Raw genomic sequence first — 24,906 nt, 5'->3', positions numbered from 1 at the left:
GGATTCCGCGACGAACGCCGCGCGACGCGCGGTTATTCGACGTCCACGACGATGTTGCTGTATTTGGTCCCCTGCTCCACGGTCGGATACGCCACGACCACTTTGTATCGCCCGCGAATGAGGTCCACGCCCGTGTTGGTGTCCGGCGTGCAGTTGAGCGAGTTGGAGTACGCGAAGACCTCGTTCCCGCTCGAATCGACGCCCGTCTTGAGGTACGCCGCATACGTGCCGCGCACGATTTTGACGGAGCCATCGGCCTGCGTAACCCGCACATCGTCCACATCGAGGCGGCCGATGGGAAATGCCTGCGGCCCCGCCCCCGTCGCGCCGAGCGGCAAGGAGAACGAGCCGGAGACGCCCGTGATGGTCAAGGTGTACCCCTGGCTCGCATGCTTCGCGGCAGCCCCCACCTCGACCGTTTCGCCGTCGGCGAGCGAGAGGTAGTCATAGCGGGATCCCAAGCTCGGGTGGTATGCGGTCAGGGAGTATTTCGGGACGGCCAGGCTTCCTCCCCCCTGGGCGCAGGACGCCGTCGGCAGCTCGCGCACCGGCGCGATGATTTTGGCCACGCGACGGCCCGCGTATTCCCAGCCTTTGAAACGCTTGGTTTCACTTGCCGCGACGTCGATCGGCACGCCGTCGATCATGCCATACTCCAGATAGTAGGAACCTGGAACGACACCCCAATAGTAAGTACCGTCCGAGGTGGTCGCGATGGCTTGGGAATCGCCCGCCGATCGATAGATCCTGGGATTGGGCGCGGCCGCAGACGCGTAATTTCGCAAACCCAACGTTGGCGGCGCATTCTTGAGGTCGACCGCGAAGAGCCCGACCTGCACCGTCGTCAGCTGATTGGCCGCAATCTGCGCCGTTCCATCCGTATAGAAACCGCCCGACGTCAGGCGATAGTTGGCCGCCCCCACGCGGTGCGGCCCCATTTCCTCGCCGAGGGCGCCGGCGAGATAAGGCGACGTGCTGAGCACCGCAATACGCGTTTCGCCCGATGGCACACCCGGGGCGACGACCTTGAGACGGCCGGGCAAATCCGATCCGCCGGGGGTGACCCGCGTTTCCAGCTCGCGATTTTCGCTGGGCTCCACGGAGGGGGCATCCTCGTCGCTCGAAAGGCCGCAAGCGGCGAGCGCGCACGGTGCGAGTGAAAGAAACAAAAAGCGACGAAGGTTCGAAAATGGAAGCATGAACGAGCTCCTCGCAAAGGCAGACGTCCGCATCGAGCCGAGCCGGCAGGTAGAGCCGTCATCGCCCGCAGCGAACGTCCGCAGGGTTCGTTCATTCTACGTACTGACGATTGAAACCTCCCCTCCTTTATTTGATTTATACGCACTCCCAAAACGCAACTTTGGCAGCCTTCGGACGATGTTTTCGATAGGCGTCTTCACCACATCCAGCGCCATAAAATGGCCACTTGACGGGCGTTTTTTTTACGCCTTTCGCGCTTCGATCAAATGCCCGAGCGGCGGCATTCCCGGCACGGCGGGAAGAGGCCAACGCGTCCACTGCCGGCCCAACTCGGCGGGATCGTCAAGGGTGACGGCCCAGCCCTTCGAGAGGAGCGATCCGGGATCGTCGGTGGCGAACACCCACGGGGCGCCGAGCTCCTTCATCACCGCCAAGGTGCTCGCGACCTGCGGCGCATGGAGCAGCGCGCGCCCCACGGCATCGTAAAAGACGACCGAGCCCGAGCCCGAGAGCGCCTCGATCCGCGCGAAGAGCGTTCGCACCGACGGCTCTTCGAGGTATTGAAGGAGCCCCTCGACCAGCCACGCAGTCGGCCGGGCTGGATCGAAGGAGCTCGCGCGCAGCGGCTCGGTCCAATCGTGCTCCAGGTTCACGGGGATGACGACGCGATCGCAGCTCGGCTTCACGGAGGCCAGCACCTCCGCTTTGTGCGCGAGGACCTCGGGTTGATCGAGCTCGAACACGCGCGTGCCGGACGGCCACACCAGGCGATGCGCGCGCGCATCCATGCCCGCGGCGAGGATCACGACTTGGCGGATGCCCGCGTTCACGACCCGCGTGAGGCCCTCGTCGAAGTAGCGGGTTCGAACCTCGATGATGGGGACGGACAGCCCCGCCGCCTCCCGATATTTGGCGAGGGCGCGGCGGCCGTCTTCGCCCGCGAGCACGGTGGCGAAGGGATCCTCGAAGAGACGGTCCGAGCGTTTCGATTCCTCGGCGCGGATGGCGGCGACGATCAGTCCAGTGATGGCAACGGGGTTCATGATCCGAGCGTTCTCCTTTGCCCCGAAGCATGAGGCCCGGCGCCTCCCGCGTATTGGATATTTTTACCCGTCGTGCGGAACGTGGTTCGGACGGTCCACCCCAGCCCGCAGGTACCCCTGAGGGCTGAGCCCCGCGAACGCCTGAAAATCGCGGATCATGTGCGCCTGATCGAAATACCCCAACTGGGCTGCCACTTCGGCGCCGCGGGGTGTCCGCGCGCGCTCGAGCGAGCGGAGCGCCGCCTGGAACCGTCGAATGCGCCAATACGTCTTGGGTCCGATCCCGACCTCATCGCGGAAGAGAGCGATGAGGCGTTTGGCCGATAGCCCCGTTCGCGCGCGAAGATCGGCCACCCGGGTGAAATCCGGCTGCTCCATGGCCTCGAGGGCGAGCGCCACGGCGGGTGTTCGCTCGAGCGAACGAACGGCGCCCTCGAGCAAGGCCGCCTCGATCAGGCGAACGCGCGCCGCGAGATCGCTCGTTTCGAGCAGCCGCTCGCGCAACCGCCGCGCGCGAGGCCCCCAGAGCGCCTCGAGATCGACGTGCGCGTCCTCCAGATCGCCGGCCTCCACCCCAAGGAAGGGGAACGCGCCGCCCGGCTTGAAGAGGACGCCCATGACCGATGGACGCGGCGGCGTCTGGATGACGAAATAACGGGAGTGCGCCCCGGTGATCGCGCTCCCACCATGGGACACGAACCGCGCTGCGTCGCCCCGCTCGGAGATGCGCACGCGATCCTCGCCGAGGTGGATGGCGATGGCGAGCGCGCCCGAGGGGATGACGCGCTCCTTGGGCTGTCCCCCGCCGTCATTCTGCCAGCTCCAGATGCAGTCGACGAAGCCTGCGAGCGGGCCCTTCGGTCGGTGAATGCGCGCGTCCATCCTCATGCGCGCGATCGTAGGGCCGCTTCGGCCAAGGGGCACCCGCGGCGTGACCGCGCACCGTCCGCGCGCGCGAAGCGTCGTGCATCGCGAAATCATGATGGGATGGATCGAATGTTTATTTCGACGCCCACGGCGCGGAGCACCCGAGCCGTATCGAAGATGTTTCTTGACAAGAGATCCGACCAATTCCATGCTCGAATTGGTAAGGCCACTTGGCAACCTGACCATGTTGCAACGACAACATGGTTCCCACGTACACCCAGTTGGGAGGAGGTCTGCAATGAGCGGACAATGGCTCACGAAGTCGGTCCTCGCCGCCATCACCTTGGCGGCCATCGATGCGGTGCCGAGCGTCAGTGCGTCTGCACCGGCGGCAACCTTCAACGTCAAAGATTACGGCGCGGCTGGCAATGGGTCCGCCAATGACTCGGCGGCCATCGACAAGGCCATTGCGGCGGCGAACAAGGCGGGGGGCGGCATCGTGCTGTTCCCGGCGGGGACCTACAAGTCCGGCAACACGGTCCACTTGAAGAGCCAGGTCACCCTCCAAATCGACGCCGAGGCCACCATCGTCGGCTCGAACGCGGACACCTACGATCCGCCGGAGGACAACCCCTACGACAAATATCAGGACTACGGCCACAGCCACTTTCACAATGCCATGTTCTACGGCGACCGCCTGACGAACATCGCCATCGTCGGCGCCGGCACCATCGATGGCGGGGGCCACCTCATCACCGGCAACCCCAAACGGGGCGAGGCCGACAAGATCCTCTCGCTCACCCGCTGCGACGGCCTCACCTTGAACGGCGTGCGCTTCCGGCGCGGCGGCCACTTTGCGATCCTCACCAACAACTGCAACGACATCCGCTCCGATCAGCTCCGAATCGACACGGCCAGTGATCGCGACGGCTGGAACATCATCAGCGCCCAGAACGTCACCATCACCCGCGCCAACATCGCCTCCAACGACGATGCGCTGGCCTTCAAGAGCGACTACGCCCTCGGCGCCAAGCTCCCCAACGGCCATGTCACGGTCACCGACTCCACCCTCACCGCCGGGTGTTGCAACGCCTTGATGTTCGGCTCCGAGACGTGCGGCGACTTCACCGATTACAAATTCGAGCGCATCACCATCCAAGGCGCGGGCAAATCCGGCCTCGGCCTGGTCTCCATGGATGGCGCCATCATCTCCGATGTTCACTACCGGGACATCACGATGACCGGCACGAAGTCACACATCATGCAGAAAGTCGGCACACGAAAGCGCTGCGGAAACAACCCGGGCGTGGGCCAGATCAGCGACATCACGTACGACAACATCAAGGCCAGCTACACGGGCGATGGCGCCTTTAGTCCAACCCTCTGGGGCGAGGCCGACAGTCACCAAATCAGCAACGTGACCTTCAACAACGTGAACCTGGAGGTCCCCGGAGGGAGCGGCACCATGGGCACCGGGCTGCCGAGCAACGACCCCAAGGAGTACAATCCCAAGAGCATCGGCACCCGCCCGTCGTATGGCTGGTACGTGCACAATGCACATCACATCACGTGGCTGAATAGCGAGGTGCACTTCAAGAACAACGACGGCCGCCCGGGCATCCTGGCGAGCAACGGCAGCTTCCTCCGGTTCGACAAGTTCATCGACGAGCGCGGCTCGAACAGCCCGTTCGACATCGGCTTTCAATCGGTGACCGGTTACTGCGTCCAGAACGCGACCAACACCAAAGGCGGCGCGCTGCGCATCGACGCGTCCAGCTCGTCGCAGAGTTGCCCCTAGCCGCGCCCCCCCGCGCCGGGATCGATGCCGTCAGGCTCCTACTCCCCGTGCCCTGAGGTGGGCACGGGGACCGTGGCGCCGGAGCTACCTTCACGAGGAATCAGAAGTCGACGTCCGCGCAGCTGTAGAAGGCCTCCTCGCTGTCCGTGCGTTGCCAGACGGCGTAAATCAAATGGCGCCCGCTCTTGCCGGCGGGGAGAGTGACGGGCATTTGGTACGAGCCGCTGACGATCGGCGGATTGCTGACGGTGTGGAACTTCTCCAAGTCGGACCACTTCAGCGGCTGCGTGGGGCTGTAGCCGTTGCGCGTGACGTAGAGCTCGAAGCCGCCGCGGTGGGCGGCGGTGGCCTTGTAGCGGAGGGTGGTCGATGCACCGGACGTCAATTTCGTGGCCGGCCAATCCGCGCGCGCTTGGTCGAAGCCTTTGTACTTGTCGCGCCCGGCACTGCACAATTTGCCATCGGGGATGATCTGGCGATGACGTCCGGCCGCATTACCAATGTTGACCTCATTCCAATCGTAGAGAGCCTGGGTGCCGGCCAAGGCGACGGCCGCCTTGCACGCTTCCGACTTGGGGCTCTCGGGGTTTTCCAGCCGGCATCCATATGTCCGGCTGAGCGGGAACTCGAACGCACCATGTGCATGTACATCCGTTGCGACGGACACCGACGACAATAAGACCGGTGCTCCCGCGAGAAGGACGAACTTGAGAAAGGTAGCCGTAGTGTTCTTCATGGGATTCCCTCCGATTGGGGCGCCCACGAGCAATGCCGGTACCAATGCCATTTAGGCCCAAATCCATCGCCAGGTGCACGATGCGATCATGGTGATTGGATGATCCATGATCGCCCCATGCCTGGATTCCCGACAAACGATCACCTGCGCGTTCCCTGCCCCGTGTCCCGCGAAACCGTCTCCACGAAGGCCTTGAGGCGACCGAGCGCCTCGTCCCAACGCTTCGAGATACGCTCCAGATCCTTTTGCGCTTGCTCGAGCTTCTGGGGCTCGAGCTCCCAGATGCGCTCGCGCCCATCGCGGAGACTTCGAACGAGGCCGGAATCGGCCAACACCTGGAGGTGCTTGGTCACGGCTTGACGCGTCACCCCGGAGCCGGACGTCAGGTGGGTGATGGACAGCGGACCATCGGAGCACAGGCGCCCCACGATGCGCATGCGCAGCGGATCGCCCAAGGCGGCAAAGACCGCCACCGAGCTCGTGAGGCGGAGGTCTGTCGCGTTGTGCGCGTTGTGCGCATCGTGGGGGTGGTGGGCGCCGTGTGCGCCGCGCGAATCAGCTCTTTGCTCGTTCATGGAGGTAGCGCGCGATGTTCTTCATTTGGTGTGTCCAGCCATTGTCGTTCAACGCATGCGCCCGAGCGCGGCGCTCCGGTGCAAGGGCGTCGAACCCCGTTTCGACCACGCGAAGGAGCGTTCCCTCCGGCGATTCGTCCAGATGAAACTCCACCCGGGTCGTTGGCTCCTTCGAAAAATCGGTGCCGGGTTGGTGATCACCAGGGACCCAACGATACGCGAACACCCGCTCCGGCTCGACCCGATCAATGGTCATGTAGGTATAAAGCTGCCCGCGCTCCTGCGCGCCCTCGGGCGACGTCGACCCTTCACACCCCGGATCATGGCCGGACCATCGGCACTGCACGGCGTCGCCCGCTCGGAACGTGCCTTGGTGTTCGAGGCTCACCTCGAACCAAGCCGAAAACTCCTCGGCGTTGGTGAGCGCCCGCCAAACGCGCGACCGCGGTGCGCGTAGAACGATTCTCTTCTCGATGCGATCCGTCGTGCTCATGCCGTCTTCCTTTGCAAGCGGTGCGATATGCAACCTTTTGGTTGCTTACCATGGCCATCGGGACATGCAACCAAATGATTGCACATCGGATCGCTGTGCATGGGCTGGCTTGGCGGGAGATGCGCCTCAACCGACCTTGCGCGTATCGGGCCGGCGTCGGGTGCGGCTTGGGGCGCGGTTTTGCGGACGCGCATCGCCGAGGGCGACGAGCACCTCGCGAAGGCGGTTGGCGGCCTCGCGCGCGGCGCGTTCGGGGACGGGGGCGAGCGCGCTGGTCTGCGCGGCGGCCCACGCTTGCACGGCCTGCTCGGCCATGCGCACGCCTTCGCGGGTGAGGCGGACCCACGAGCTGCGCTGATCGGTGGGATCGTCGCCGCGCTCGATGAAGCCCGCGCTCTCCAGCCGGCGCAGCACATTGCTGGTGCCGCCGGACGAGATGAAGAGCGCGCGCGTGAGCTCATTGGGCTTGAGGCGGTACGGAGGCCCCACGCGCCGCAAGGTCGAAAGCACGCCAAACTCCGCCTTTTGGAGGCCCAACGGGGCGAGCGCGCGATCGGTGGCCTCGTTCAAGATGCTCGCCAGCCGCTGCACCCTCTTGGCGAGCTCGCCGGGGAGCTCGGCGGCCTCGGGGATCTCCGCTCGCCAATCGGCCATGACCTCGTCCACGACGTCGGGGACCGTCGCGCGCTCTTCCTTCATGACGCGCAGCATAGCAGGCGCGCGCTTGACGGACGTGCGCCCGGCCACTAGATCACCAGAAAGCTTTCTAGAAAGATTTTTGAAAAGCTTTTTACAAATCTTTTCGAGAATCTTTCTCGCGAAGCGTCCTCGAACGAACGGAGCTCGACATGACCGAAAGACTTCTCCTCCGCGGCGGCACGATCGTCGGCGTCGACGCGGGTGCACCCGACGTGCCCCACGCCGATCTCCTCATCGAAAATGGCTCGATCGCGCACATCGGGCACGGCGTCGCCGTCGCACCGGACACCGAGGTGATCGACGCATCGAGCATGCTGGTGCTCCCTGGGCTGATCGATACCCACCGCCACACCTGGCAAACGGCGCTCCGGCACCGCGGCGCCTGCTGGTCCTTGGGCGAATATTTCAACGCGCTCTTTCTCGACGTGGGGCCGCGCATCCGCCCCGAGGACGTGTACGCGAGCACGTCGTTCGCCGCCCTGGCCGCCCTCGACAGCGGCATCACCACCTTGCTCGATTGGTCGCACGTGCAAAACTCCCCGGCCCACGCCGACGCCGCCATCGATGCGCTCACCGAGGCCGGTCTGCGCGCCGTCTTTGGCCATGGGCGACCCCGCACCAAACCGGGGCCGGGGATCGATCCGCAGACGCAGCCCCACCCGGCGGATCTTCGCCGCATCCGCCGCGAGCGCCTGTCCAGTGACGATGCGCTCGTGACCTTGGCGATGGCCGCAGACGGCCCCGACTTCTCGGCGCGCGACGTCGCCGCGGCCGACTTCACCACGGCGCGCGAGCTCGGCCTGCGGATCACGACGCACGTGGCGGCGGGCGATCCCAGCTCCGACAACCGCAGCATCGAGTGGATGCACGCGGCGGGCTTGTTGGGTTCGGACCTGACGTTGGTTCACGCGGCGGCGGCTACGGACGAAGCGCTTCGCCTTCTGGCGGATCGCGGGGTGACCGTGTCCGTGTCGCCGCAGATCGAGCTGGTGATGGAGGGCCTGGGCACGCCCATCGTCGGGCGCATGCTGGCCGCGGGCATCACGCCGAGCTTGAGCGTCGACGCCGAAACGAGCGCCTCGTCCGATATGTTCACGCAAATGCGGATGGCGTATGCCGCCTATCGTGCGCTCCCGGCGGGCGGGGTGTCGGTCCCCACGGTGACGGCGCGCGACGTTCTCGGGTGGGCGACCATCGAGGGCGCGCGCGCCACCGGCTTGAATCGGCGCACCGGATCGCTCGCGGTGGGCAAGGACGCGGACATCGTGCTCGTGCGTGCGACCGATTCGAACCTCTTTCCGGTCAGCACACCGGCCAATGCCGTGGTCACCGCGGCGCACCCGGGTAATGTCGATACGGTGCTCGTAAAGGGTCGCGTTCGAAAACGCGGCGGCCGGTTGCTCGCGGATCTCGACGGCGCGCGCAGGCGGTTGGCCGCTTCGCAGGCGTTTTTGCTGGGTGAAGAGGGCGACGCGAGGCGCTCGCGAGCGGTAGGGCGTGCGGTACGCGGGACAGCTGGTTGGCGGGTAGGTCGGATGGAGAACGGGTACAACGGATGAATGAGCACCTCCGACGATGACGCTGTCCGTCCCGAGCTCGCCGAGCTTCGGAGCCGCCTTCATGCCACGACCGATGCGGCCCGTCCCGACGCCGTCGCCAAGCGGCGCAAAACGGGCCAGCGCACCGCGCGCGAAAACGTCGCCGATCTCGTCGACGAAGGGAGCTTCGTGGAGTACGGCGCCCTTGCGTTGGCGGCCCAACGGCGGCGGCACACGGTCGAGGAGCTGGTGCACAAGAGCCCCGCCGACGGCATCGTCTGCGGCGTGGGCACCGTCAACCGCGCGCTCGTGGGCGAGGAGCGCGCCCGCACCATGGTGCTGGCCTACGACTACACGGTGTTCGCGGGAACCCAAGGCGGCATGGGCCACAAGAAGCTCGATCGCATGCTGTCCTTGGCCGCCAGCTGGCGCCTGCCCATCGTCCTCTTCGCCGAGGGGGGCGGCGGCCGCCCCAACGACACCGACATGCCCCTGGTCGCGGGGCTCGACACCCCGAGCTTTCTCGCCTACGCATCGCTCTCCGGCGTGGCCCCGCGCGTGGGCATCGTCTCCGGCCGCTGCTTTGCTGGGAACGCCGCGCTGCTCGGCTGCTCCGACGTGATCATCGCCACCGAGAACAGCACCGTCGGCATGGGTGGCCCTGCGATGATCGAGGGCGGCGGCCTCGGCTCCTTCACGCCCGACGAAGTCGGCCCCATCGACGTCCAAAGCAAGAACGGCGTCGTCGACATACGCGTGCGCGACGAGGCGGAGGCCGTCGCCGTCGCCAAGAAGTACCTGGGCTATTTCCAAGGTCGGATCGACCCTTGGAGCAGCGCGGACCAAACCACGCTTCGCGCGGCGCTCCCCGAGCGAAGGCGCCGGGCTTACAAGGTTCGGCCAATCGTGGAGACGATCGCCGACGCGGGCTCGGTGCTCGAGCTGCGGCGCGATTTCGGGCGAAGCTTGGTGACGGCGTTGATCCGCCTCGAGGGCGAGCCCGTGGGCCTCGTCGCCAACGATCCGTTCTTCCTCGGCGGCGCGCTCGACGCCGACGCCTCGGACAAAGCGGCGCGCTTCTTTCAGCTGTGCGATGCGTTTGGGCTGCCCATCGTATCCTTGTGCGATACCCCCGGGTTCATGGTCGGGCCGCAGGCCGAAACCACGGCGCTCGTCCGTCACGTTTCACGCATGTTCGTGGTGGCGGGGAGCCTGTCCATTCCGTACTTCACGGTCGTACTGCGCAAAGGCTACGGCCTCGGAGCCCAGGCCATGGCGGGCGGGCATTTTCACGCGCCATTCTTCACCGCGGCATGGCCGACCGGCGAGTTCGGGGCGATGAACCTCGAGGGCGCCGTTCGTTTGTCCATGCGGCGAGAGCTCGAAGCCATCGCCGACACCGAGGCGCGCGAAAAGGCGTTCCAAGCCACGGTGGCCGAGGCGTACGAGCGCGGAAAGGCGATCAACATGGCGTCCCTGCTCGAAATCGATGCGGTGATCGATCCGGCGGAGACGCGCGCGTGGCTTTTGCGCGGATTGCGGTCCGTGCCCAAGGCGGTGCGGGGGGAGAAACGCCGATTCGTCGATACGTGGTAGGTCATTTCCGCCATTTCGACGCGGGCCGCGCCGAGTCCATGAGGGCCCCCCTAGCGAGGCCCGCGAAACCCGCGGCGCCACGCGGAAGGGCTGGTCGCATAAGCCGCACCGAAGTGCTGCCGCAGAGAAGCCGCCCCGCCGAACCCCGCGGCGGCGGCGATCGCGTCGATGGACTCGTCGCTGGTCTCGAGCAGCCGCTGCGCCAGAAAAAGACGTTGCTCGAGCAACCAACGGGTGACGCTGGTCCCCGTGACCTTCCGAAAGTGGCGGGTAAATGTGCGCCGGCTCATGGCCACGCGCGACGCGAGCGCATCGACGTCCAGCGGCTGATCCAAGTGGGCGCGGGCCCAGTCGAGCAGCGCGCCCAATTGATGACCGTGGGGCACGACGGGCAACGGCTGCTCGATGTACTGCGATTGCCCACCCTGACGATGCGGCGAAACCACGAGCCGCCGCGCGACATGATTGGCAATTTCCGCACCGCACTCTTTTCGAATCAAGTGCAGGCAACAATCGATGCCGGCCGCACTTCCAGCCGACGTCAGCACATCCCCTTCATCGACATAGAGCACATCGGGCTGCAGCTCCACCGCCGGAAACCTCCGCGCAAAATCCGCCGCCCAGTGCCAATGCGTCGTCGCCTTGCGCCCATCGAGCAGCCCCGCCTCGGCCACCACGAACGCACCGAGGCACAGCCCAACGATGATCGCCCCCCTGCGATGCGCGCGTCGTAGCGCCTGGAGGAGCGCCTCGGGCGGCCGCTCCTCGATGGCGCGCCACGAGGGAACAATCACGATGTCGGCCTGGCTCAAGGTGGGAAGCCCCCGTTCGATCCGAAGCTCGAACCCCGCGTTCACCCGAAGCGGCCCAGGCTCGGCCGAGCACACGCGCAACCGGTACCGCTCCGCGAGCAAGCCGGGTTGCTCCTCCTCGAAGACGATGCACGGCACAGATAGGTGAAATGGGCTGATGCGATCGAAGGCCACGACGGCCACGGTGGAGGGCGAGGCGGTCGACGGCTTCACGGAGGACGACATGGTGGCCCGATTCTATCGAAGATTGGCTTTTGGGCCACTAGCCGGATCGGCGCACGGGTGCCATCTTCGAGGACCATGAAACCTCGACGCGCCCTCCTCGTCATCGACGTCCAGAACGAATACTTCACGGGCAACCTGCCCATCGAATATCCGCCCACGGAGATATCGCTCCCCAACATCACCCGCGCCATCGACGCGGCCCGTGCGGCCGATATCCCCGTCATCATCATTCAGCACACGGCTCCGGCCGGAGCACCGATCTTCGACAAAGGCTCGCCGGGCTGGGAGCTTCACGCCGAAATCGCCAAGCGACCTTACGCCGCTTTGTTCGAAAAAACGTCCGCCAGCTCCTTCGCCGGCACGGGCCTCGGGGAGTGGCTGACCGCGCACAAGATCGATACGCTGACCATCGTTGGCTACATGACGCACAATTGCGACGCCACCACGACGTTCGATGCCGCAGGCTCGGGCTATTCCGTCGAGGTGCTGTCGGACGCCACCGGATCGCTGCCGTACGAGAATCGCGCGGGGGCGGCCAGCGCCGAGGAGATTCATCGCGTCTTCACCGTGGTGATGCATTCGAACTTCGCGGCGGTGCTCGAGACCAGCGCGTGGATCGAGAGCGTCGAGACCGGGCGCGCGCCGGAGCGGGGCAACTTGCTCGTGTCGAATCAAACGGCGCGCAACAAGCGGGGGGCGGCGTAGGCCGGGGCTGCGGAGGTAAGCATCGGGCCCGAACCGCGAGCGCGCAAGGACGGCGGCCGCGTGGCTTCGACGTGGCCGCCGTTCATCACGGCGGAGCGGCCACACCCCGCGCTGCCCGGGGAGAGCTTCACGCCATGCGGCTTCGCGTTACGCTTTGCCGCTCGTCATCCGAGGACGCGCAGTGAACCTTTGACGACGCCGTAACCGCTGTCCGTGCGGAGCGTCTTCCAGATGCGCGACGAGCTCGATGGATCGTCGATGGCTTCGCGGTACGCGGTCACGAGGCGGCGAACGTCGTCCGCGGTCTCGCGTACCAGCTCGATTCGGAAGCGGCGCACGCCCGCTCGCACGAGCTCCGGGAGGAGCTGGACGGCGCTCTGCGGGCGCGCGTGGAAGACGGTGTTGCGGCAGCCGACATCGGCTTCGACCGGGTGATCCATCCCGGCGCGATCGCGCAGCGAGACGCGGTGCTTCTCGCAAGGTCGGCCGCACGTCTTGTAGTCGCGCCCCTCCGAGAGCAGCGCCGCGATCACACAATGCTCCATGTGGAAGAGCGCCATGGGATGGTGCAGCACCGTCTCCATCCATGGACCGAAGCCGGTGCGCGCGAGAACGAGCAGCTGAGCGGCGTCGAGATCGAACGAGGGCGTGAACGCATCGAGCCCGCGACCGAGCACCTCCGCGGCCGTGATGCGGTTCGTCACATTGAGAGAGAAGTCGCCGACGTTGGATCGTGCCCGATCGAGCTCGCGCAACGCGCCGAGCCCACGGACGAGGACCGCGTCGGGAGACAGCGACGCCAGATAGCGATCGATCTTCTCCTCGCCCGGCTTTCGAATCCGCGGCGGCGCTACGCCGATGAACGCTCCCGGACGCGCCCGCAGCGCCCGCACCGCTTCCCCCGTCCCGGTGAGCTCGAGAAAGTCGAGATAGACGCCCGCGGCGCCGGCATCCAATGCGCTCGCGGCTTGCTCCAAGGTGCGACAGAGCACATAGAGCCCGCCCTGGGGCGGCGCGCGGTCGGGCGGCACGGCCGCGCGGATCAAGTCCTCGGCGCGCGCGTCCGTGAGCGCGACGGGCTGCCGCGCGGTGAGCGCCGCGACGAGCGCCCTGCGCGCGCGGTTTACCGACGACAGCGGGACGATCACGTGCGGCGGCAACGCGATCTCCAAGGTGTCGAGCTCGAACGGCGTATCACCGAGGCGCCCGAGCTTGTCGCGCAACGTCGCCTCATCGACGGGGGCGGAGCGCGCCGCCTCGATCGATCCATCGCCCACGACACGCGCGCGGCGCTCCCCTGCCGCTCCCTCGAGCACGAACGGCCCGCCCATCGAGCCCGAGATCGTCATCCGAAGAGGCGTCTTTTTGTTCGCCGCATCCCGCGCCCGAATGCGCTTTTCGACGCCGGGCGCGCTCGTCTTGAAGACCCGCCCGCGCGCGAGATCCGGAGGCACCTGGGCATCGGGCCCGAGCCACACGCGCACCACGGCTCCGTTCGGCTCGGCACCACCGGCGCCGATCACGTCCCAGACGCGGCCGCCGAACTCGCCGGCGCTCGCGAAGCCGCCCTCGACGAGCAGACCGTCGCCGCGCGCGATCTCCGCCTCCGCGCGGATGCACAGCCACGCGCGGCCGCGCGCGCGTTCGACCCGTTCGAGGTGGCCGACGAGGAGGCCGCGATGATCGCACGAGCGGCCTTCGACGAGGCGCTGGTGATCGACGCCGCGAAAGAAACCGACGCCCGAGCCGCGCGTGAACGTTTGCAGGGCGTCGTTGCGATCCTCGTCCGTCGGTCCGGCGCTCGCCCCGAGGGCCGCATCGCGCGCGGCGCGATAGAGCTGCGTCGTCGCGGCGACGTATTCGGGTCCCTTCAGGCGCCCTTCGATCTTCAGCGACGACACGCCGAGCCGCGCCAGATCCCCGACGATGCTCGACGCCTCCAGGTCCTCCGGCGACAGCAGATACGCGCGGTCGCCCAGATCGACGCGCTGATCATCCACCACGAGCTCGTACGGGAGCCTGCACGCTTGCGCGCACGCGCCGCGATTGGCGCTTCGACCGCCGATCGCCTCGCTGGTGAGGCATTGCCCCGAATACGAGATGCACAAGGCTCCGTGGACGAAGACCTCGACCTCGACGTCCGTGCCGGCGCGAATCTTCGCGATGTCGTCGAGCGAGAGCTCGCGCGCGAGGATGACGCGGGTCGCGCCGAGCTCCTTCGCCAGCTCGACCGACGCCGCGTCCGTACACGTCATCTGCGTCGACGCATGCACGGCGAGCGCCGGCGCGATCGCCCGCGCGAGCTTCGCCACGCCGAGATCCTGCACGATCACCGCGTCGACCCCCGCCGCCGCGCACGTCCGAATCGCGCGCTCGACCCCGGCCACCTCGTCGTCGAAGACGAGCGTGTTCAAGGTCACGTACCCCTTCACCCCGTGGTCGTGCAAATACTGAATCGTCTGCGCGAGCTCCTCCTCGTCGAAATTCGTCGCCCGCGCGCGCGCGTTGTACCCACGCAACCCGAAGTACACCGCGTCGGCCCCTGCTCGAACGGCAGCCTCGAGTGACGCGCGATCTCCAGCCGGTGCGAGAACTTCGGGGAACATGGCCCGCTTCTTACCCCACTCCGCTTGGCCGCGCTCCTCTTCACCTCTTCTTCGCCTGAAAAAGCATAAAATCCCCACCCTGAGCACACTCGAGCTCGCCGCGCCCGATTTCCCTTGTCGTCCCGCTGCTCTTCGGAGCTCGCCCGGGGTTGGTTCGAGGTCCGCCACCGCGACGACGACGGCGGCCCCACGGCGTGTGAGGAGCTCGCGACCTCGCGCACGGCTTCGACTCCGCCCGACGACCCCTGTGTGGGCGATGCCGCCGATGGCGTGCGAGCGGAGGGCATCACTCCGCGGGGTGCGCACCTCGTGTTCGACCCTTCGAATCGGCCACCACGGCCGGCCGGCGTCGCACGGCCGTTCGAGGTGCTGTCATGGCGCATCCAGGAAAGCTTCCGGAGATCGTGCCTGCTGGCATATGGGACCGAAATGGCTGGAACGAGGCGGCGGCGATCCGCGCGAGGTTCAGCGCGTCGAACACCACGAACAAGGCTTGGTCCGCGGCGGCGATTGCGCGCGTGCTCGAAAACTGCGACTACTGGTGTCGATGGTCACCTGCGCGTTCTGCAACGACCGGGAGGCGGATATCGTTACGCCGAAGGGGGACCCGATATGTCAGACATGCTTCCAGACATCCAGTGTGCAAGCATTGCACGCGGGCACCGAGGTTCACGCTCCACCGAAGCTCGCCCCTGGAGCTCTGGACAGTGACCGGTTCGTCTTTCGAAGGCCCCCCAATGTGGGTGGAATATTCAATCTGGTCGGCGCCGGCCTTCAAGCCTTCGGAATGCTGGTCCTTGGATTGGCCGCGTTCCTAAACGGCATTGTCCGTGGCCCCCGAGGAGCCGGCGAGCGCTTTTTCGGTGGGGTTGGGCTCATTTGGATATTCGGCACCGTCGCAGTTTGCGGTGCCTTCGTGTTCATGAAGCCAAAGTGGCTTGGATGCCTCGTTCCCGCGGCCATGTCGGCCTTGCTCGTCCTCGTCCTTGGCTTTCTGCTTGCACAGTATGCCATCCCACCTTGAGCAGGTGCCGATGAGCAAGGCCCTGGAGATGCTGTTCGAGCCCGAGACGAACGATCGCGTCGAGGAGCTGGGGTCGCGACTCGAACGAGGTGGCGTGCGGAGCCTCGCGACCTTCTCGCACCGTCGGCACCGGCCACACATCGCGCTGGCCGTTGCGAAGGCCATTTCCGTGACACCGGAGGTGGCCGAAGCCGTTCGCGTCTTGCGCGGGATGGAGATCCGCATGCACGGCGTCGGTATTTTTCCGGGTGCGCAGGCCGCACTCTTCCTCGCAGTGACCGCGACCCGCCCGCTGCTCGATGCCCACGCCGCGGTTCATCGAGCGCTCGGCAAGAGCTACCAGGATCCGTGGGACCCATACGTACCCGGCACGTGGGTGCCGCACGTTACCCTCGCCGTGAACCTCGACGGCACGAGCATCCGCCGTGCCGTCTCCTTGTTGCACCCGTTTACTGTCCGTCACGTCGTGGTCGCGGAGGTCGGTCTCGTGGACGGCAGGCCGCTCGAGTCCTTTCCTGCCGGCTGCCGGCCGGTGGGTGCGGGGCCGGGGCACGAAGATGGCAATCGCCTCGCGATGACGGTTCGATATCGTCGACGAGGTCGACGGCGGCACGCCCTCGAGATTGCCATCTTCGACGGCAGCGGTATGCGTGTATCTTACAATAGATTGGAAAGGGGGCGCTCCGCATCCCAGATGCGACGGGGGGGCGGGACGCGCCGCGTCGAGGTCGACGACGCGATGCTCGAAGCCTGCTCGCACCGTCGAGGTCGAGACCCAGTCCCCGCCGCGTATCCGCGCCCACCGAGCTCGTCGTAGGATGTTGCGCATACATCGATTCAAGCTTCGCGCCTTCTCGTTGGCGCGCGCAACCATCCAGGCTGGGAGGCGGCGCACTGCGGAAAGTCCGCGGCCATTGGAGGACACTGGCCTTGTTCACGAGCCCGCGAATTTGTTTGGATAACGGAGATTGTATTGCAAGACATGAATCTCTGTTACGGCAGACGCCGACAATTGTGTTGTTGACTGGTCCACGGGTCGGTGTACGGTGCGCGCGCAACGCTCCTTCAAAGACAATTAGGCGGCTCGCCCGCAGCTTCCTGCCCTGAAATTTGCAGCGCCTCCGTGGAGGAAATTCGAGGAAGCACACCCGTACGCCACCGCCCCGGTCGGCGCCGCCGATCCTCGGGCCCGACCCCGGCGGCGAGTGATTCCGCTGCTCAAGCATACGACTCATCCAAATACCGTAGCGCTGAAGATCCCATCGGCGGGCAGCACATCGGATGACAGTCGCGCACAAGCATTAATTGCCTTCGACGCAGAACTCATCTTCATAATTCACGCACGAATACACCATCAACCTTACTGAAGCATCGAGCCGGAAGTGTCGATACGCAGATATCCTCGAGGTACATCGATATTACGAAAGGTCATTACAATAACGGCTCGATCGCGTCGAGAAATGCTGTCTATCGCACAGCATCGAAGGATTATGCGGGTTGACGCAACTTGCTAATTCCCAAAGATGCCTGCGACCTTGGCGCCCCGGCCCGCTCCCTAGACGATAGACATCTGCTCACCTCGGTCTGCTCGCTGCTCGAGGCACGAGGGGTCGGCCATTTTTGACCGGCCATGCTCCTTCGATTCGTAGTCTATACAACCTCCGGCGCCGCATCGACCGCCGGTGGCTCGGCCGACGTGTATCCCAATCACGTGGCCGGTCACCCGTCGCCGTGGAGCCTTGCGTCACGCGCTCATCCTTCGCTCGAGAAAGGTCAGGCACGCATGCAGTGGATCCATACCTTTGCCGGTCTATTCGTCGGCTTTGCGGTCGGACTCACGGGAGTTGGCGGTGGATCGTTGATGACACCGATTCTCGTTCTCGCTTTCGGCGTCCCCTCCGGCGTTGCCGTGGGGACCGATCTGCTCTATGCATCGATTACGAAGTCCGCCGGCACATGGGTTCATGGGCGGCGCGGATGCATCGACTGGCGGGTCGTCGGTCTGCTCGCGGCCGGCAGTCTTCCGGCCACCATCCTCTGTCTGTTGACCCTCCGGCGATTGGGCGTCGACAGCAAACACTATTCCCAAGTGGTGACCTATACGCTGGGGATCGCGCTGATGCTTACGGCGGGGGCCGTGTTCTTCCGCGAGCGCCTGCTCCGCCTCACCCGCGGTAATGGAAGGTGGCGGACTCGCGGCGTCGTTCCCGCCACCATCGCCACGGGGGTCGTGCTGGGCGTGTTGGTCTCGATCTCGTCGGTGGGTGCCGGCGCGCTCGGGATGGTCGCGTTGGTCTTTCTCTATCCCGAAAGGCCGACGGTGAGCAATGTGGGCACCGACATCGCGCACGCCGTTCCGCTGACCGCGGTGGCGGGGTTGGGGCACTCCGTGCTGGGGACGGTGAACTATTCGCTATTGGTCAATCTGCTGCTCGGATCGATCCCCGGGATCTACATTGGAAGCCGCCTGGCGACCCGCGTGCCCGACAAGGTGCTCCGACCCATCCTCGCGTCGGTGCTGGCGATCATTGGTGGGCGCCTGGTGCTGTAAACGCTTTCAACTTCTCCAAGGGCCGAGCTCCGGAGATCCGTCATGGGAAATATCAAAATCGAGCGAACCGTCGCGCTGTTGAAGCGCATCGCGGCCGACTTCGCGCCCGCGGCATTTGCAAGCAGCCTCGGTGCGGAGGACATGGTGCTCTTGGATCTGATCGCGAAGAACGCTCCCGAGATCGAGGCCTTCAGCCTGGACACCGGTCGTCTGCCGGAGGAGACGTACGCCTTGATCCGCAAGGTCGCGGACGGTTTTCCCATCCGGCTCCGCATCTACTTTCCCGAGAGCCGCGACGTGGAGGCCTTCGTCGAGCTCCGCGGCATCAATGGCTTCTACGACAGCGTGGAGGCGCGCAAGGCGTGCTGTCATGCGCGAAAGGTGCTGCCGCTCAAGCGCGCGCTCGTCGGCAAGAAGGCATGGGTCACCGGTCTGCGGCGCGAGCAGGCGGCGACCCGAGCCAACCTCGCCGAGCAGGAAGAGGACGCCGACAACGGGCTCGTCAAGTTCAATCCGCTCATCGATTGGACCGAGGAGGATGTCTGGAATTACATCCGAGAGCACCATGTTGCGTACAACAGACTGCACGATCGCTCCTATCCGAGCATCGGGTGTGCACCCTGCACACGCGCCATCGCCAAGGGAGAAGATATCCGCGCGGGTCGCTGGTGGTGGGAGCGCCCCGATCAGAAAGAGTGCGGACTACACATCCGGGGGGCTGCCACGGATCCGCTCACCGGTGGCAGCCCAGAGAGCCCCGACGGCAGTGGGCGCGACCGCCGCGAAACCCATGAGAACCCTCCGAGGAGTCACGATTCATGAACGTCACGTACCAGCCATCGAACGCCGGACGAAAATCACCTGCGCGTTTGCGTTTGAGTCATCTCGCAGTTCTCGAATCGGAATCGATCCACATCATGCGGGAGGTCGCCGCCGAATGCAGCAACCCGGTGTTGTTGTTCTCCGGCGGTAAGGACTCGATCGTCATGCTGCGCCTAGCGGAGAAGGCCTTCCGCCCAGGGCGATTCCCCTTTCCCCTGCTCCACATCGATACCGAGCACAATTTTCCCGAGGTCATCGAGTACCGCGATCGACGTGCCTCCGAGCTGGGCGAGCGGCTGATCGTACGCTCGGTTCAGGACTCGATCGACCGCGGACGGGTGGTGCCCAAGAGCCCCGACGAGAGCCGCAACCGCATGCAATCGGTGACCCTGCTCGATGCCATCGCGGAGCTCGGATTCGACGCCTGTTTCGGCGGCGCGCGGAGGGACGAGGAGAAGGCACGCGCCAAAGAGCGCATTCTCTCGTTCCGGGACGACTTCGGTCAGTGGGACCCGAAGAACCAGCGCCCCGAGCTCTGGGATCTCTACAACACGCGCGTTCACAAGGGGGAGCACATGCGCGTGTTCCCCATCAGCAATTGGACGGAGCTCGATATTTGGCAGTACATCGCCCAGGAGCGCCTCGAGGTTCCTTCCATCTATTTCGCGCACCGGCGCGAGGTGGTCGCGCGTGGAAACGGCTTTCTCGCGGTCAACGAGCTGGTGCAACCGAAGCCGGGTGAGACCACCCAGAGTCGGCTAGTACGTTTTCGTACCGTGGGGGACATGCCGTGTACCTGTGCGGTGGAGTCCGACGCTGCCGACGTCGAGGCCATCATCCGCGAAACCGCCTCGACGCGCATCACCGAACGGGGGGCGACCCGAATGGATGATCAGGTCGCCGAAGCGGCCATGGAGCTCCGTAAAAAGGAAGGATACTTCTGATGTCCCACGCGAACCATGCGACCGATCTCTTGCGCTTCTCCACCGCCGGCAGCGTCGACGACGGCAAGAGCACCTTGATCGGGCGCCTCTTGTACGACTCGAAGTCGATCTTCGAGGACCAGTACGCGGCCATCCAGCGCACCACGGCCCGTCGCGGGGGCGCGGCGGCCGATCTCGCGCTCTTGACCGACGGACTGATCGCCGAGCGCGAACAGGGAATCACCATCGACGTGGCCTACCGCTATTTCGCGACGCCGAAGCGAAAGTTCATCATCGCCGACACGCCGGGGCACGAGCAGTACACGCGCAACATGGTGACGGGCGCCTCCACCGCGATGCTCACGATCATCCTGGTCGACGCGCGCAAGGGGGCGTCGGTGCAGTCCCGCCGTCACGCAGCCATCGCCGCGCTGCTCGGGATTCCGCACATCGTGGTAGCGGTCAACAAGATGGATCTCGTCGGCTATTCGAAGAGCTCCTTCGACGCGGTCGAGGCGCAGTTTTCGACCTTCGCCAAAGCGCTCGAGCTCCCCCACCTGCACTACGTCCCGATGTCGGCGCTGCACGGCGACATGGTCGTGGAGCGCGGGGACAATCTACCGTGGTACACCGGACCGACCTTGCTCGGGCTGCTCGAGAATCTGCCGGTCGAGCGCGATATCGACCTCGCGCCCTTCCGTTTTCCCGTCCAGCTGGTGAGCCGTCCACAGACGCGGGAGCACCATGATTTCCGTGGATACATGGGACGAATCGAATCCGGCAGCATCCGCATCGGCGACGCGGTCACCATCCTTCCACAGGGGCGCAACTCGCGGGTAAAGGGAATTCTCACGTACGACGGCGCGCTCCGGGAGGCCTTCGCTCCGCAATCCATCACCTTGATGCTCGAAGACGAAATCGACATTTCCCGCGGCGACATGATCGTCAAATCGGAGAGCAGCTCCGGTGTGCTCGATAGGACACACCGGGTTCAGGTGGCGCGGGAGGCTCGCGCCACCGTTTGCTGGATGGGCGACGCGCCGCTCGACCCGCGCCGGAAGTACCTGATGAAGCACACGACGCGCACCGTCCATGCGCGGGTGGAGGGGATCGACCATCGCCTCGATGTCAACACCCTGACCCGCCAGAGCGCGGCGGAGTTGAAGATGAACGATATTGGGCAGGTTCGCTTCAAGCTGCAAAACCCGCTCGCGTTCGACGCCTACCAGGTCAATCGCGCCACCGGTGCCTTCATCCTCATCGACTCGACCACGAACAACACCGTCGGGGCGGGAATGCTCCTCTCCGCGCCGGCCGCGTAGCGGAGCCCAGGCCCCCTCGCCCGCCGCCGCACCTTCCGCGAGCGCTCTCCGGGATCTTCGTGGAAAATGGCGCGCGCCTTCGTCGCGTTGACGACGGCGCGCTCGTTCGCCTACCGTGCTCGATCGCGATGACCTTTCTCGTGAAAGGCAGGTCGATCCATTGGGCGACGTAACCAGGGTTCTGGTGGCATCCGCCGTCCCCGATTTGGAGCCACCGCGCCTCGAGGTGGGCTACAACTACACTTGGCCGTTTGCCCGATACGGCACCACGATCGGACCGAGGGATATCGAGAACGATCCCCCCACCGGCGCGAACGACCGGGATCCTCCGGAGTGGCTCCACGTGGGTGCTTCGCCACCCGGTGGCTCCCTCGCGCGAAATCTCCGCGTCCTGCGCGACGAGCTCGAGATCCGTAAAGTACGAATCTTCTTGCTCGGAAATGCCTACAATTATGGGAACCGGCCGGTGCCCGTGCTCGGGCACGGTGAGACGAGGCACGGACGATTCAAGTTCACGGCGCCGTCCGTGGCTCACCCTCTCTTCAGGGAGCATTTTCGCCAGATGCTTCGAATCTTCGAAGACGAAGGGATGCAGATGCTCCCCTCTTTGATCGACTTCGGGGCCTTCTATCCCGTGGAACCCTTCGAGGGTGCCGGCGGCGGACGCGCGGACATTCTCTCGTTCCAACGGGCGGCCTTCATCGAGACGATGCTCAAACCTCTCGTCCAGGAGAGCAAGGCGTTCGGAAGCACGGTATTCGCTTGGGAGGTCGTCAATGAGCCTCGTTGGAACCTGGTCAACGCGACACCCTTTTACCATCGCCCCCACACCAAGAGCTGGAGGCCCGATGCTTCGCGGGAGACGATGTCGCGCTTCATTTCCGAGTGCCTGAAGGTCATCGAAGCCGAAGGATTTGCCTCCACGGTCGGCCATCGCTTCTTCAACGATCTCAGGGGAGGAATGCCCACCGGGACCATGCCCCAGTTTCACTATTACGGCGCGACGCCGGGCCTGAGGGGGAGCCTGGGGGCGAACGCCAAGTGGCTCGCGGGGATCAGCGACTCGTCGCTCGAAGACCTGAACGCGCTCGAATCGGATCCACGGACACGAAATGCCTTCATCGGCGAGCTCGCCACAGCGCCGGGAGGTCGGCGCAATCGTTTTGGAGACAAAGAAGACGGTGAGCCGTGGATCGATTGCGGAGGGCGAGGGCAGGCCAGCTCATGACCCGCCGCCAGTCGGCTCCCTCCCGATAGCGGCCGACACTCACCGCGATCTCGAGGGTCTGCTCGTCTTCGGCGAGGCCGAGACGCACACCTTCCACGGCGCCGCGGCTCACGGCGTCGAGCCAGCGCCGTCGTCGCCCATCGAGGACGGCCGCGTGAATTCCGAAGGCGACGCCACCCGCAGCGACGAGAAGCCCCAGGACCTCGGGTGCGCGGCCGAGCGGCAGCGGGAGCAAGCACTGCACCCACTCCGCATTTTCACCAAAAGGAGCACATGACCCATTGGCGATGCGGTCGCTCGAAGAGGCGCAGTGAAGCGCGTGGGGAACCCGGATTGCCGCGCACCACGCGGCGAGCGAGCCCGTTCCAACGAGCCACATCGCCGTCGCGGCATTGCGCAACGCCGGCGCGCGGCGAAGCGGTGACACGAGCGCGAGCACCCCAAGGAGCATGGCCGACACGAACAGGACCGCCATCGGAGCCTCCGGGGATCCGGACACGAAGATGGCCCAAGCGAACGAGCAGCCAACGGGCACCACGGGCTCTACCTCACGAAATACCGGCGCCACGACACTGCACGCGATAAACCCCATCGCCCCGATCGCCGCCGCGACCCATGTGCGCAGGCGAGGCCGATACGACGGCCGAGGGCCTACGCAAACCGCCATGAGCGCCAATGAGACCGCAAACTTGAACGTGGGAGGCCAGCCCCCACCGGCGTGCCCGACGTGGGCGAGGCAGACGGCCCCCGCGCCGAGCAAGGTCGCGAGCAGGAAGACCGCGGGATGCTCGAGCCGAGATGGCCGCATCGGCCCGATGAGCGCGCTCGTCTGCGACGGCGTGGCTTCCGATGCTTCCGATGCGACACCGGCTCGCAATCGAGGGTCAGGGAGCTGCTCGCTCACGTTCGAGCCCGCCCTTGGCGACGCCGCCAGAAGGAGATCACGGCCGTGATGCTACCATTTTAGCCGACCTGATCGCATATCGCCCTGGTTGAGCCGGCCGCGGCGCGTTCGCCGTCTCGCCGTCACGCCGCGAGGTGGCGGACCCCGGAGGAGACGTTGGAGCCATCGCGCCTTCGGCTCGAGTCCTGCCCCTCGAAACAAAGCTTCGACGACGAAGCTTCGACAACGAAGCTAGACCATGTTGCCTGCGCTCCCTCCCGCGGTGTCGTTGACCGCGGGCAAGCGGGCCGGGCCCATCGCCGGCTCTTCATCGGGAGACCTCCTCCCGCACGAGCCGGAGGTGCAACGGAGAATAGACCATGTTGCCTGCGCGCCCTCCCGCGGTGTCATTGGCCGCGGGCAAGCGGGCCGGGCCCGCCGCCGGCTCTCCGTCGGGAATCCTCCTCCCGCACGAGCCGGAGGTGCAACGGAGAATAGACCATGTTGCCTGCGCGCCCTCCCGCGGTGTCGTTGACCGCGGGCAAGCGGGCCGGGCCCGCCGCCGGCTCTTCATCGGGAGACCTCCTCCCGCACGAGCCGGAGGTGCAACGGAGAAGTTGCCCACGGCGAGACGCGTCTGCAAATGATTATCGCCATGAGCTTTCAGCGAAGTCGTGCGCTCCTTGCTGGATGGATGGCCTGTTGCTCGCTCATGGCGTGCGCCGCCCGCAGCGAACGCGCCGAGTCCCCGTTCGCGTGCTCCGCCATTCCCGCGAATCGCGACTTGAATGTCACGAAGGCCGTGTATGCCACGGGAAAACGCCTTGGGGTATCCGACCGCGTGATGCTCGCGAGCTTCGAGACGGGCTGGGTGGAGTCGCACATGAACAACCTCGGGTGCGGCCTGGACGACTCGCTCGGAGTGTTTCAACAGCGCCCGTCCATGGGCTGGGGCTCGCGCGACGACGTCATGAACGTCGAGCACTCTGCGGCGAGCTTCTTCAATCGGGCAATGGACGTGGAGAGGCGATACCCTGGATTGCCTGCGCACGACATCGCGCAGAAGGTGCAAGTCTCTTGCTGCGGGGGCCGCTACCGCGACGTAGAAAGCAAGGCCAACAGCCTACTCGACGAAGTCCGGTGGCTCGAACCATCCGCGCCGCCCCTCGAGCCGCCCCCCGTCGCCTCCTTCGAGTAATTCGTTCGCGCGTCGCAGCGGTAAGATGCGGCTCGAATTGAGCGCGAACGTGTCGACTGTCA

The 24,906-nt window shown here is 65.7% G+C and carries 21 protein-coding genes; 11 read left to right on the top strand and 10 right to left on the bottom strand.

Annotation, left to right across the window (positions count from 1 at the left end; all coding sequences use genetic code 11):
- Nucleotides 1-32: 32 nt before the first annotated feature.
- The 3 genes from LZC94_12220 to LZC94_12210 form a co-directional block, all read right to left on the bottom strand.
- On the bottom strand, nt 33-1,100 hold the full coding sequence (locus LZC94_12220; GenBank protein WXB18014.1) for a hypothetical protein: 1,068 nt from the start codon (nt 1,098-1,100) through the stop codon (nt 33-35).
- 342 nt (nt 1,101-1,442) lie between these two features.
- Nucleotides 1,443-2,243 carry an SAM-dependent methyltransferase gene (locus LZC94_12215; protein ID WXB18013.1) on the bottom strand — a complete coding sequence of 267 codons (801 nt, stop codon included), beginning with the start codon at nt 2,241-2,243 and terminating at the stop codon, nt 1,443-1,445.
- A 63-nt stretch (nt 2,244-2,306) separates the two neighbouring features.
- Nucleotides 2,307-3,131, bottom strand: a complete 825-nt coding sequence (locus LZC94_12210; protein ID WXB18012.1) for a helix-turn-helix domain-containing protein — start codon at nt 3,129-3,131, stop codon at nt 2,307-2,309.
- Between the two features lie 277 nt (nt 3,132-3,408).
- Here LZC94_12210 and LZC94_12205 point away from each other — a divergent pair, with 277 nt between their 5' ends.
- Nucleotides 3,409-4,908, top strand: a complete 1,500-nt coding sequence (locus LZC94_12205) for a glycosyl hydrolase family 28 protein (protein ID WXB18011.1) — start codon at nt 3,409-3,411, stop codon at nt 4,906-4,908.
- Nucleotides 4,909-5,008: 100 nt separating this feature from the next.
- Here the strand turns inward: LZC94_12205 and LZC94_12200 are convergent, their stop codons facing one another.
- From LZC94_12200 to LZC94_12185, 4 genes are all read right to left on the bottom strand, one after another.
- A complete protein-coding gene (locus LZC94_12200; protein WXB18010.1) occupies nt 5,009-5,644 on the bottom strand; it encodes a lytic polysaccharide monooxygenase in 636 nt (211 codons plus the stop codon).
- A 140-nt stretch (nt 5,645-5,784) separates the two neighbouring features.
- The gene (locus tag LZC94_12195; protein WXB18009.1) at nt 5,785-6,219 is read right to left on the bottom strand and encodes a metalloregulator ArsR/SmtB family transcription factor; all 435 of its coding nucleotides are present in this window, start codon (nt 6,217-6,219) and stop codon (nt 5,785-5,787) included.
- Nucleotides 6,200-6,712, bottom strand: coding sequence for an SRPBCC family protein (locus LZC94_12190; protein WXB18008.1), 513 nt, complete (start codon nt 6,710-6,712; stop codon nt 6,200-6,202). Before LZC94_12190 ends, LZC94_12195 begins: the two co-directional genes overlap by 20 nt.
- Nucleotides 6,713-6,838: 126 nt before the next feature.
- Nucleotides 6,839-7,411 (bottom strand): MarR family transcriptional regulator, encoded by a 573-nt coding sequence (locus LZC94_12185; protein WXB18007.1) that lies wholly within the window; start codon nt 7,409-7,411, stop codon nt 6,839-6,841.
- Nucleotides 7,412-7,560: 149 nt separating this feature from the next.
- On the opposite strand from LZC94_12185, the gene LZC94_12180 reads away from it, so the two are divergent.
- Both LZC94_12180 and LZC94_12175 read left to right on the top strand, forming a co-directional pair.
- Nucleotides 7,561-8,970: an amidohydrolase family protein gene (locus LZC94_12180; protein ID WXB18006.1), complete on the top strand. Its 1,410-nt coding sequence runs from the start codon at nt 7,561-7,563 to the stop codon at nt 8,968-8,970.
- Entirely contained in the window at nt 8,971-10,545 is a 1,575-nt protein-coding gene (locus LZC94_12175) for a hypothetical protein (GenBank protein ID WXB18005.1), read from the top strand.
- Between the two features lie 50 nt (nt 10,546-10,595).
- Here LZC94_12175 and LZC94_12170 read toward each other — a convergent pair whose 3' ends face one another.
- A complete protein-coding gene (locus tag LZC94_12170; protein WXB18004.1) occupies nt 10,596-11,582 on the bottom strand; it encodes a helix-turn-helix domain-containing protein in 987 nt (328 codons plus the stop codon).
- 75 nt (nt 11,583-11,657) lie between these two features.
- Between LZC94_12170 and LZC94_12165 the strand changes: the two genes are divergently transcribed.
- Nucleotides 11,658-12,287 carry a cysteine hydrolase gene (locus LZC94_12165; GenBank protein WXB18003.1) on the top strand — a complete coding sequence of 210 codons (630 nt, stop codon included), beginning with the start codon at nt 11,658-11,660 and terminating at the stop codon, nt 12,285-12,287.
- Nucleotides 12,288-12,451: 164 nt separating this feature from the next.
- Here LZC94_12165 and LZC94_12160 read toward each other — a convergent pair whose 3' ends face one another.
- Nucleotides 12,452-14,893: a U32 family peptidase gene (locus LZC94_12160; protein ID WXB18002.1), complete on the bottom strand. Its 2,442-nt coding sequence runs from the start codon at nt 14,891-14,893 to the stop codon at nt 12,452-12,454.
- Between the two features lie 1,034 nt (nt 14,894-15,927).
- On the opposite strand from LZC94_12160, the gene LZC94_12155 reads away from it, so the two are divergent.
- The 6 genes from LZC94_12155 to LZC94_12130 all read left to right on the top strand — a co-directional run bounded on the left by LZC94_12155 (nt 15,928) and on the right by LZC94_12130 (nt 22,763).
- Nucleotides 15,928-16,734 (top strand): 2'-5' RNA ligase family protein, encoded by an 807-nt coding sequence (locus tag LZC94_12155; protein ID WXB18001.1) that lies wholly within the window; start codon nt 15,928-15,930, stop codon nt 16,732-16,734.
- A 1,044-nt stretch (nt 16,735-17,778) separates the two neighbouring features.
- Complete coding sequence (locus LZC94_12150; protein ID WXB18000.1) at nt 17,779-18,468, top strand: sulfite exporter TauE/SafE family protein; 690 nt, start codon at nt 17,779-17,781, stop codon at nt 18,466-18,468.
- A 42-nt stretch (nt 18,469-18,510) separates the two neighbouring features.
- Nucleotides 18,511-19,290: a phosphoadenylyl-sulfate reductase gene (locus tag LZC94_12145; GenBank protein WXB17999.1), complete on the top strand. Its 780-nt coding sequence runs from the start codon at nt 18,511-18,513 to the stop codon at nt 19,288-19,290.
- Nucleotides 19,287-20,234, top strand: coding sequence for a sulfate adenylyltransferase subunit CysD (cysD, locus tag LZC94_12140; GenBank protein WXB17998.1), 948 nt, complete (start codon nt 19,287-19,289; stop codon nt 20,232-20,234). The genes LZC94_12145 and cysD overlap by 4 nt, the downstream gene beginning before the upstream one ends.
- A complete protein-coding gene (gene cysN / locus LZC94_12135) occupies nt 20,234-21,535 on the top strand; it encodes a sulfate adenylyltransferase subunit CysN (GenBank protein ID WXB17997.1) in 1,302 nt (433 codons plus the stop codon). The genes cysD and cysN overlap by 1 nt, the downstream gene beginning before the upstream one ends.
- 184 nt (nt 21,536-21,719) lie before the next feature.
- Nucleotides 21,720-22,763 carry a hypothetical protein gene (locus tag LZC94_12130; protein ID WXB17996.1) on the top strand — a complete coding sequence of 348 codons (1,044 nt, stop codon included), beginning with the start codon at nt 21,720-21,722 and terminating at the stop codon, nt 22,761-22,763.
- Here the strand turns inward: LZC94_12130 and LZC94_12125 are convergent.
- Nucleotides 22,654-23,571 (bottom strand): hypothetical protein, encoded by a 918-nt coding sequence (locus LZC94_12125; GenBank protein WXB17995.1) that lies wholly within the window; start codon nt 23,569-23,571, stop codon nt 22,654-22,656. The genes LZC94_12130 and LZC94_12125 overlap by 110 nt on opposite strands.
- A gap of 730 nt (nt 23,572-24,301) precedes the next feature.
- Here LZC94_12125 and LZC94_12120 point away from each other — a divergent pair.
- Complete coding sequence (locus LZC94_12120; GenBank protein ID WXB17994.1) at nt 24,302-24,844, top strand: hypothetical protein; 543 nt, start codon at nt 24,302-24,304, stop codon at nt 24,842-24,844.
- The last annotated feature ends 62 nt before the right edge of the window (nt 24,845-24,906 follow it).

It is taken from the genome of Sorangiineae bacterium MSr11954 (assembly GCA_037157815.1).
In the GTDB taxonomy this organism is placed as follows: Bacteria; Myxococcota_A; Polyangia; order Polyangiales; family Polyangiaceae; genus Pendulispora; species Pendulispora albinea.
Note: the sequence above shows the minus strand (reverse complement) of the source record. Positions and strands in the feature narration are given on the sequence as shown.

What these genes read in the sequence shown, in the direction of transcription:
- LZC94_12175 (WXB18005.1), top strand. Translation starts at nt 8,971, where the DNA reads ATGAGCACCTCCGACGATGACGCTGTCCGTCCCGAGCTCGCCGAGCTT.
- LZC94_12185 (WXB18007.1), bottom strand. Translation starts at nt 7,411, where the DNA reads ATGAAGGAAGAGCGCGCGACGGTCCCCGACGTCGTGGACGAGGTCATG.
- LZC94_12125 (WXB17995.1), bottom strand. Translation starts at nt 23,571, where the DNA reads ATGCGGCCATCTCGGCTCGAGCATCCCGCGGTCTTCCTGCTCGCGACC.
- LZC94_12180 (WXB18006.1), top strand. Translation starts at nt 7,561, where the DNA reads ATGACCGAAAGACTTCTCCTCCGCGGCGGCACGATCGTCGGCGTCGAC.
- LZC94_12160 (WXB18002.1), bottom strand. Translation starts at nt 14,893, where the DNA reads ATGTTCCCCGAAGTTCTCGCACCGGCTGGAGATCGCGCGTCACTCGAG.
- LZC94_12170 (WXB18004.1), bottom strand. Translation starts at nt 11,582, where the DNA reads ATGTCGTCCTCCGTGAAGCCGTCGACCGCCTCGCCCTCCACCGTGGCC.
- cysN (WXB17997.1), top strand. Translation starts at nt 20,234, where the DNA reads ATGTCCCACGCGAACCATGCGACCGATCTCTTGCGCTTCTCCACCGCC.
- LZC94_12195 (WXB18009.1), bottom strand. Translation starts at nt 6,219, where the DNA reads ATGAACGAGCAAAGAGCTGATTCGCGCGGCGCACACGGCGCCCACCAC.
- LZC94_12120 (WXB17994.1), top strand. Translation starts at nt 24,302, where the DNA reads ATGAGCTTTCAGCGAAGTCGTGCGCTCCTTGCTGGATGGATGGCCTGT.
- LZC94_12165 (WXB18003.1), top strand. Translation starts at nt 11,658, where the DNA reads ATGAAACCTCGACGCGCCCTCCTCGTCATCGACGTCCAGAACGAATAC.
- cysD (WXB17998.1), top strand. Translation starts at nt 19,287, where the DNA reads ATGAACGTCACGTACCAGCCATCGAACGCCGGACGAAAATCACCTGCG.
- LZC94_12145 (WXB17999.1), top strand. Translation starts at nt 18,511, where the DNA reads ATGGGAAATATCAAAATCGAGCGAACCGTCGCGCTGTTGAAGCGCATC.
- LZC94_12155 (WXB18001.1), top strand. Translation starts at nt 15,928, where the DNA reads ATGAGCAAGGCCCTGGAGATGCTGTTCGAGCCCGAGACGAACGATCGC.
- LZC94_12200 (WXB18010.1), bottom strand. Translation starts at nt 5,644, where the DNA reads ATGAAGAACACTACGGCTACCTTTCTCAAGTTCGTCCTTCTCGCGGGA.
- LZC94_12150 (WXB18000.1), top strand. Translation starts at nt 17,779, where the DNA reads ATGACACCGATTCTCGTTCTCGCTTTCGGCGTCCCCTCCGGCGTTGCC.
- LZC94_12215 (WXB18013.1), bottom strand. Translation starts at nt 2,243, where the DNA reads ATGAACCCCGTTGCCATCACTGGACTGATCGTCGCCGCCATCCGCGCC.
- LZC94_12210 (WXB18012.1), bottom strand. Translation starts at nt 3,131, where the DNA reads ATGAGGATGGACGCGCGCATTCACCGACCGAAGGGCCCGCTCGCAGGC.
- LZC94_12205 (WXB18011.1), top strand. Translation starts at nt 3,409, where the DNA reads ATGAGCGGACAATGGCTCACGAAGTCGGTCCTCGCCGCCATCACCTTG.
- LZC94_12190 (WXB18008.1), bottom strand. Translation starts at nt 6,712, where the DNA reads ATGAGCACGACGGATCGCATCGAGAAGAGAATCGTTCTACGCGCACCG.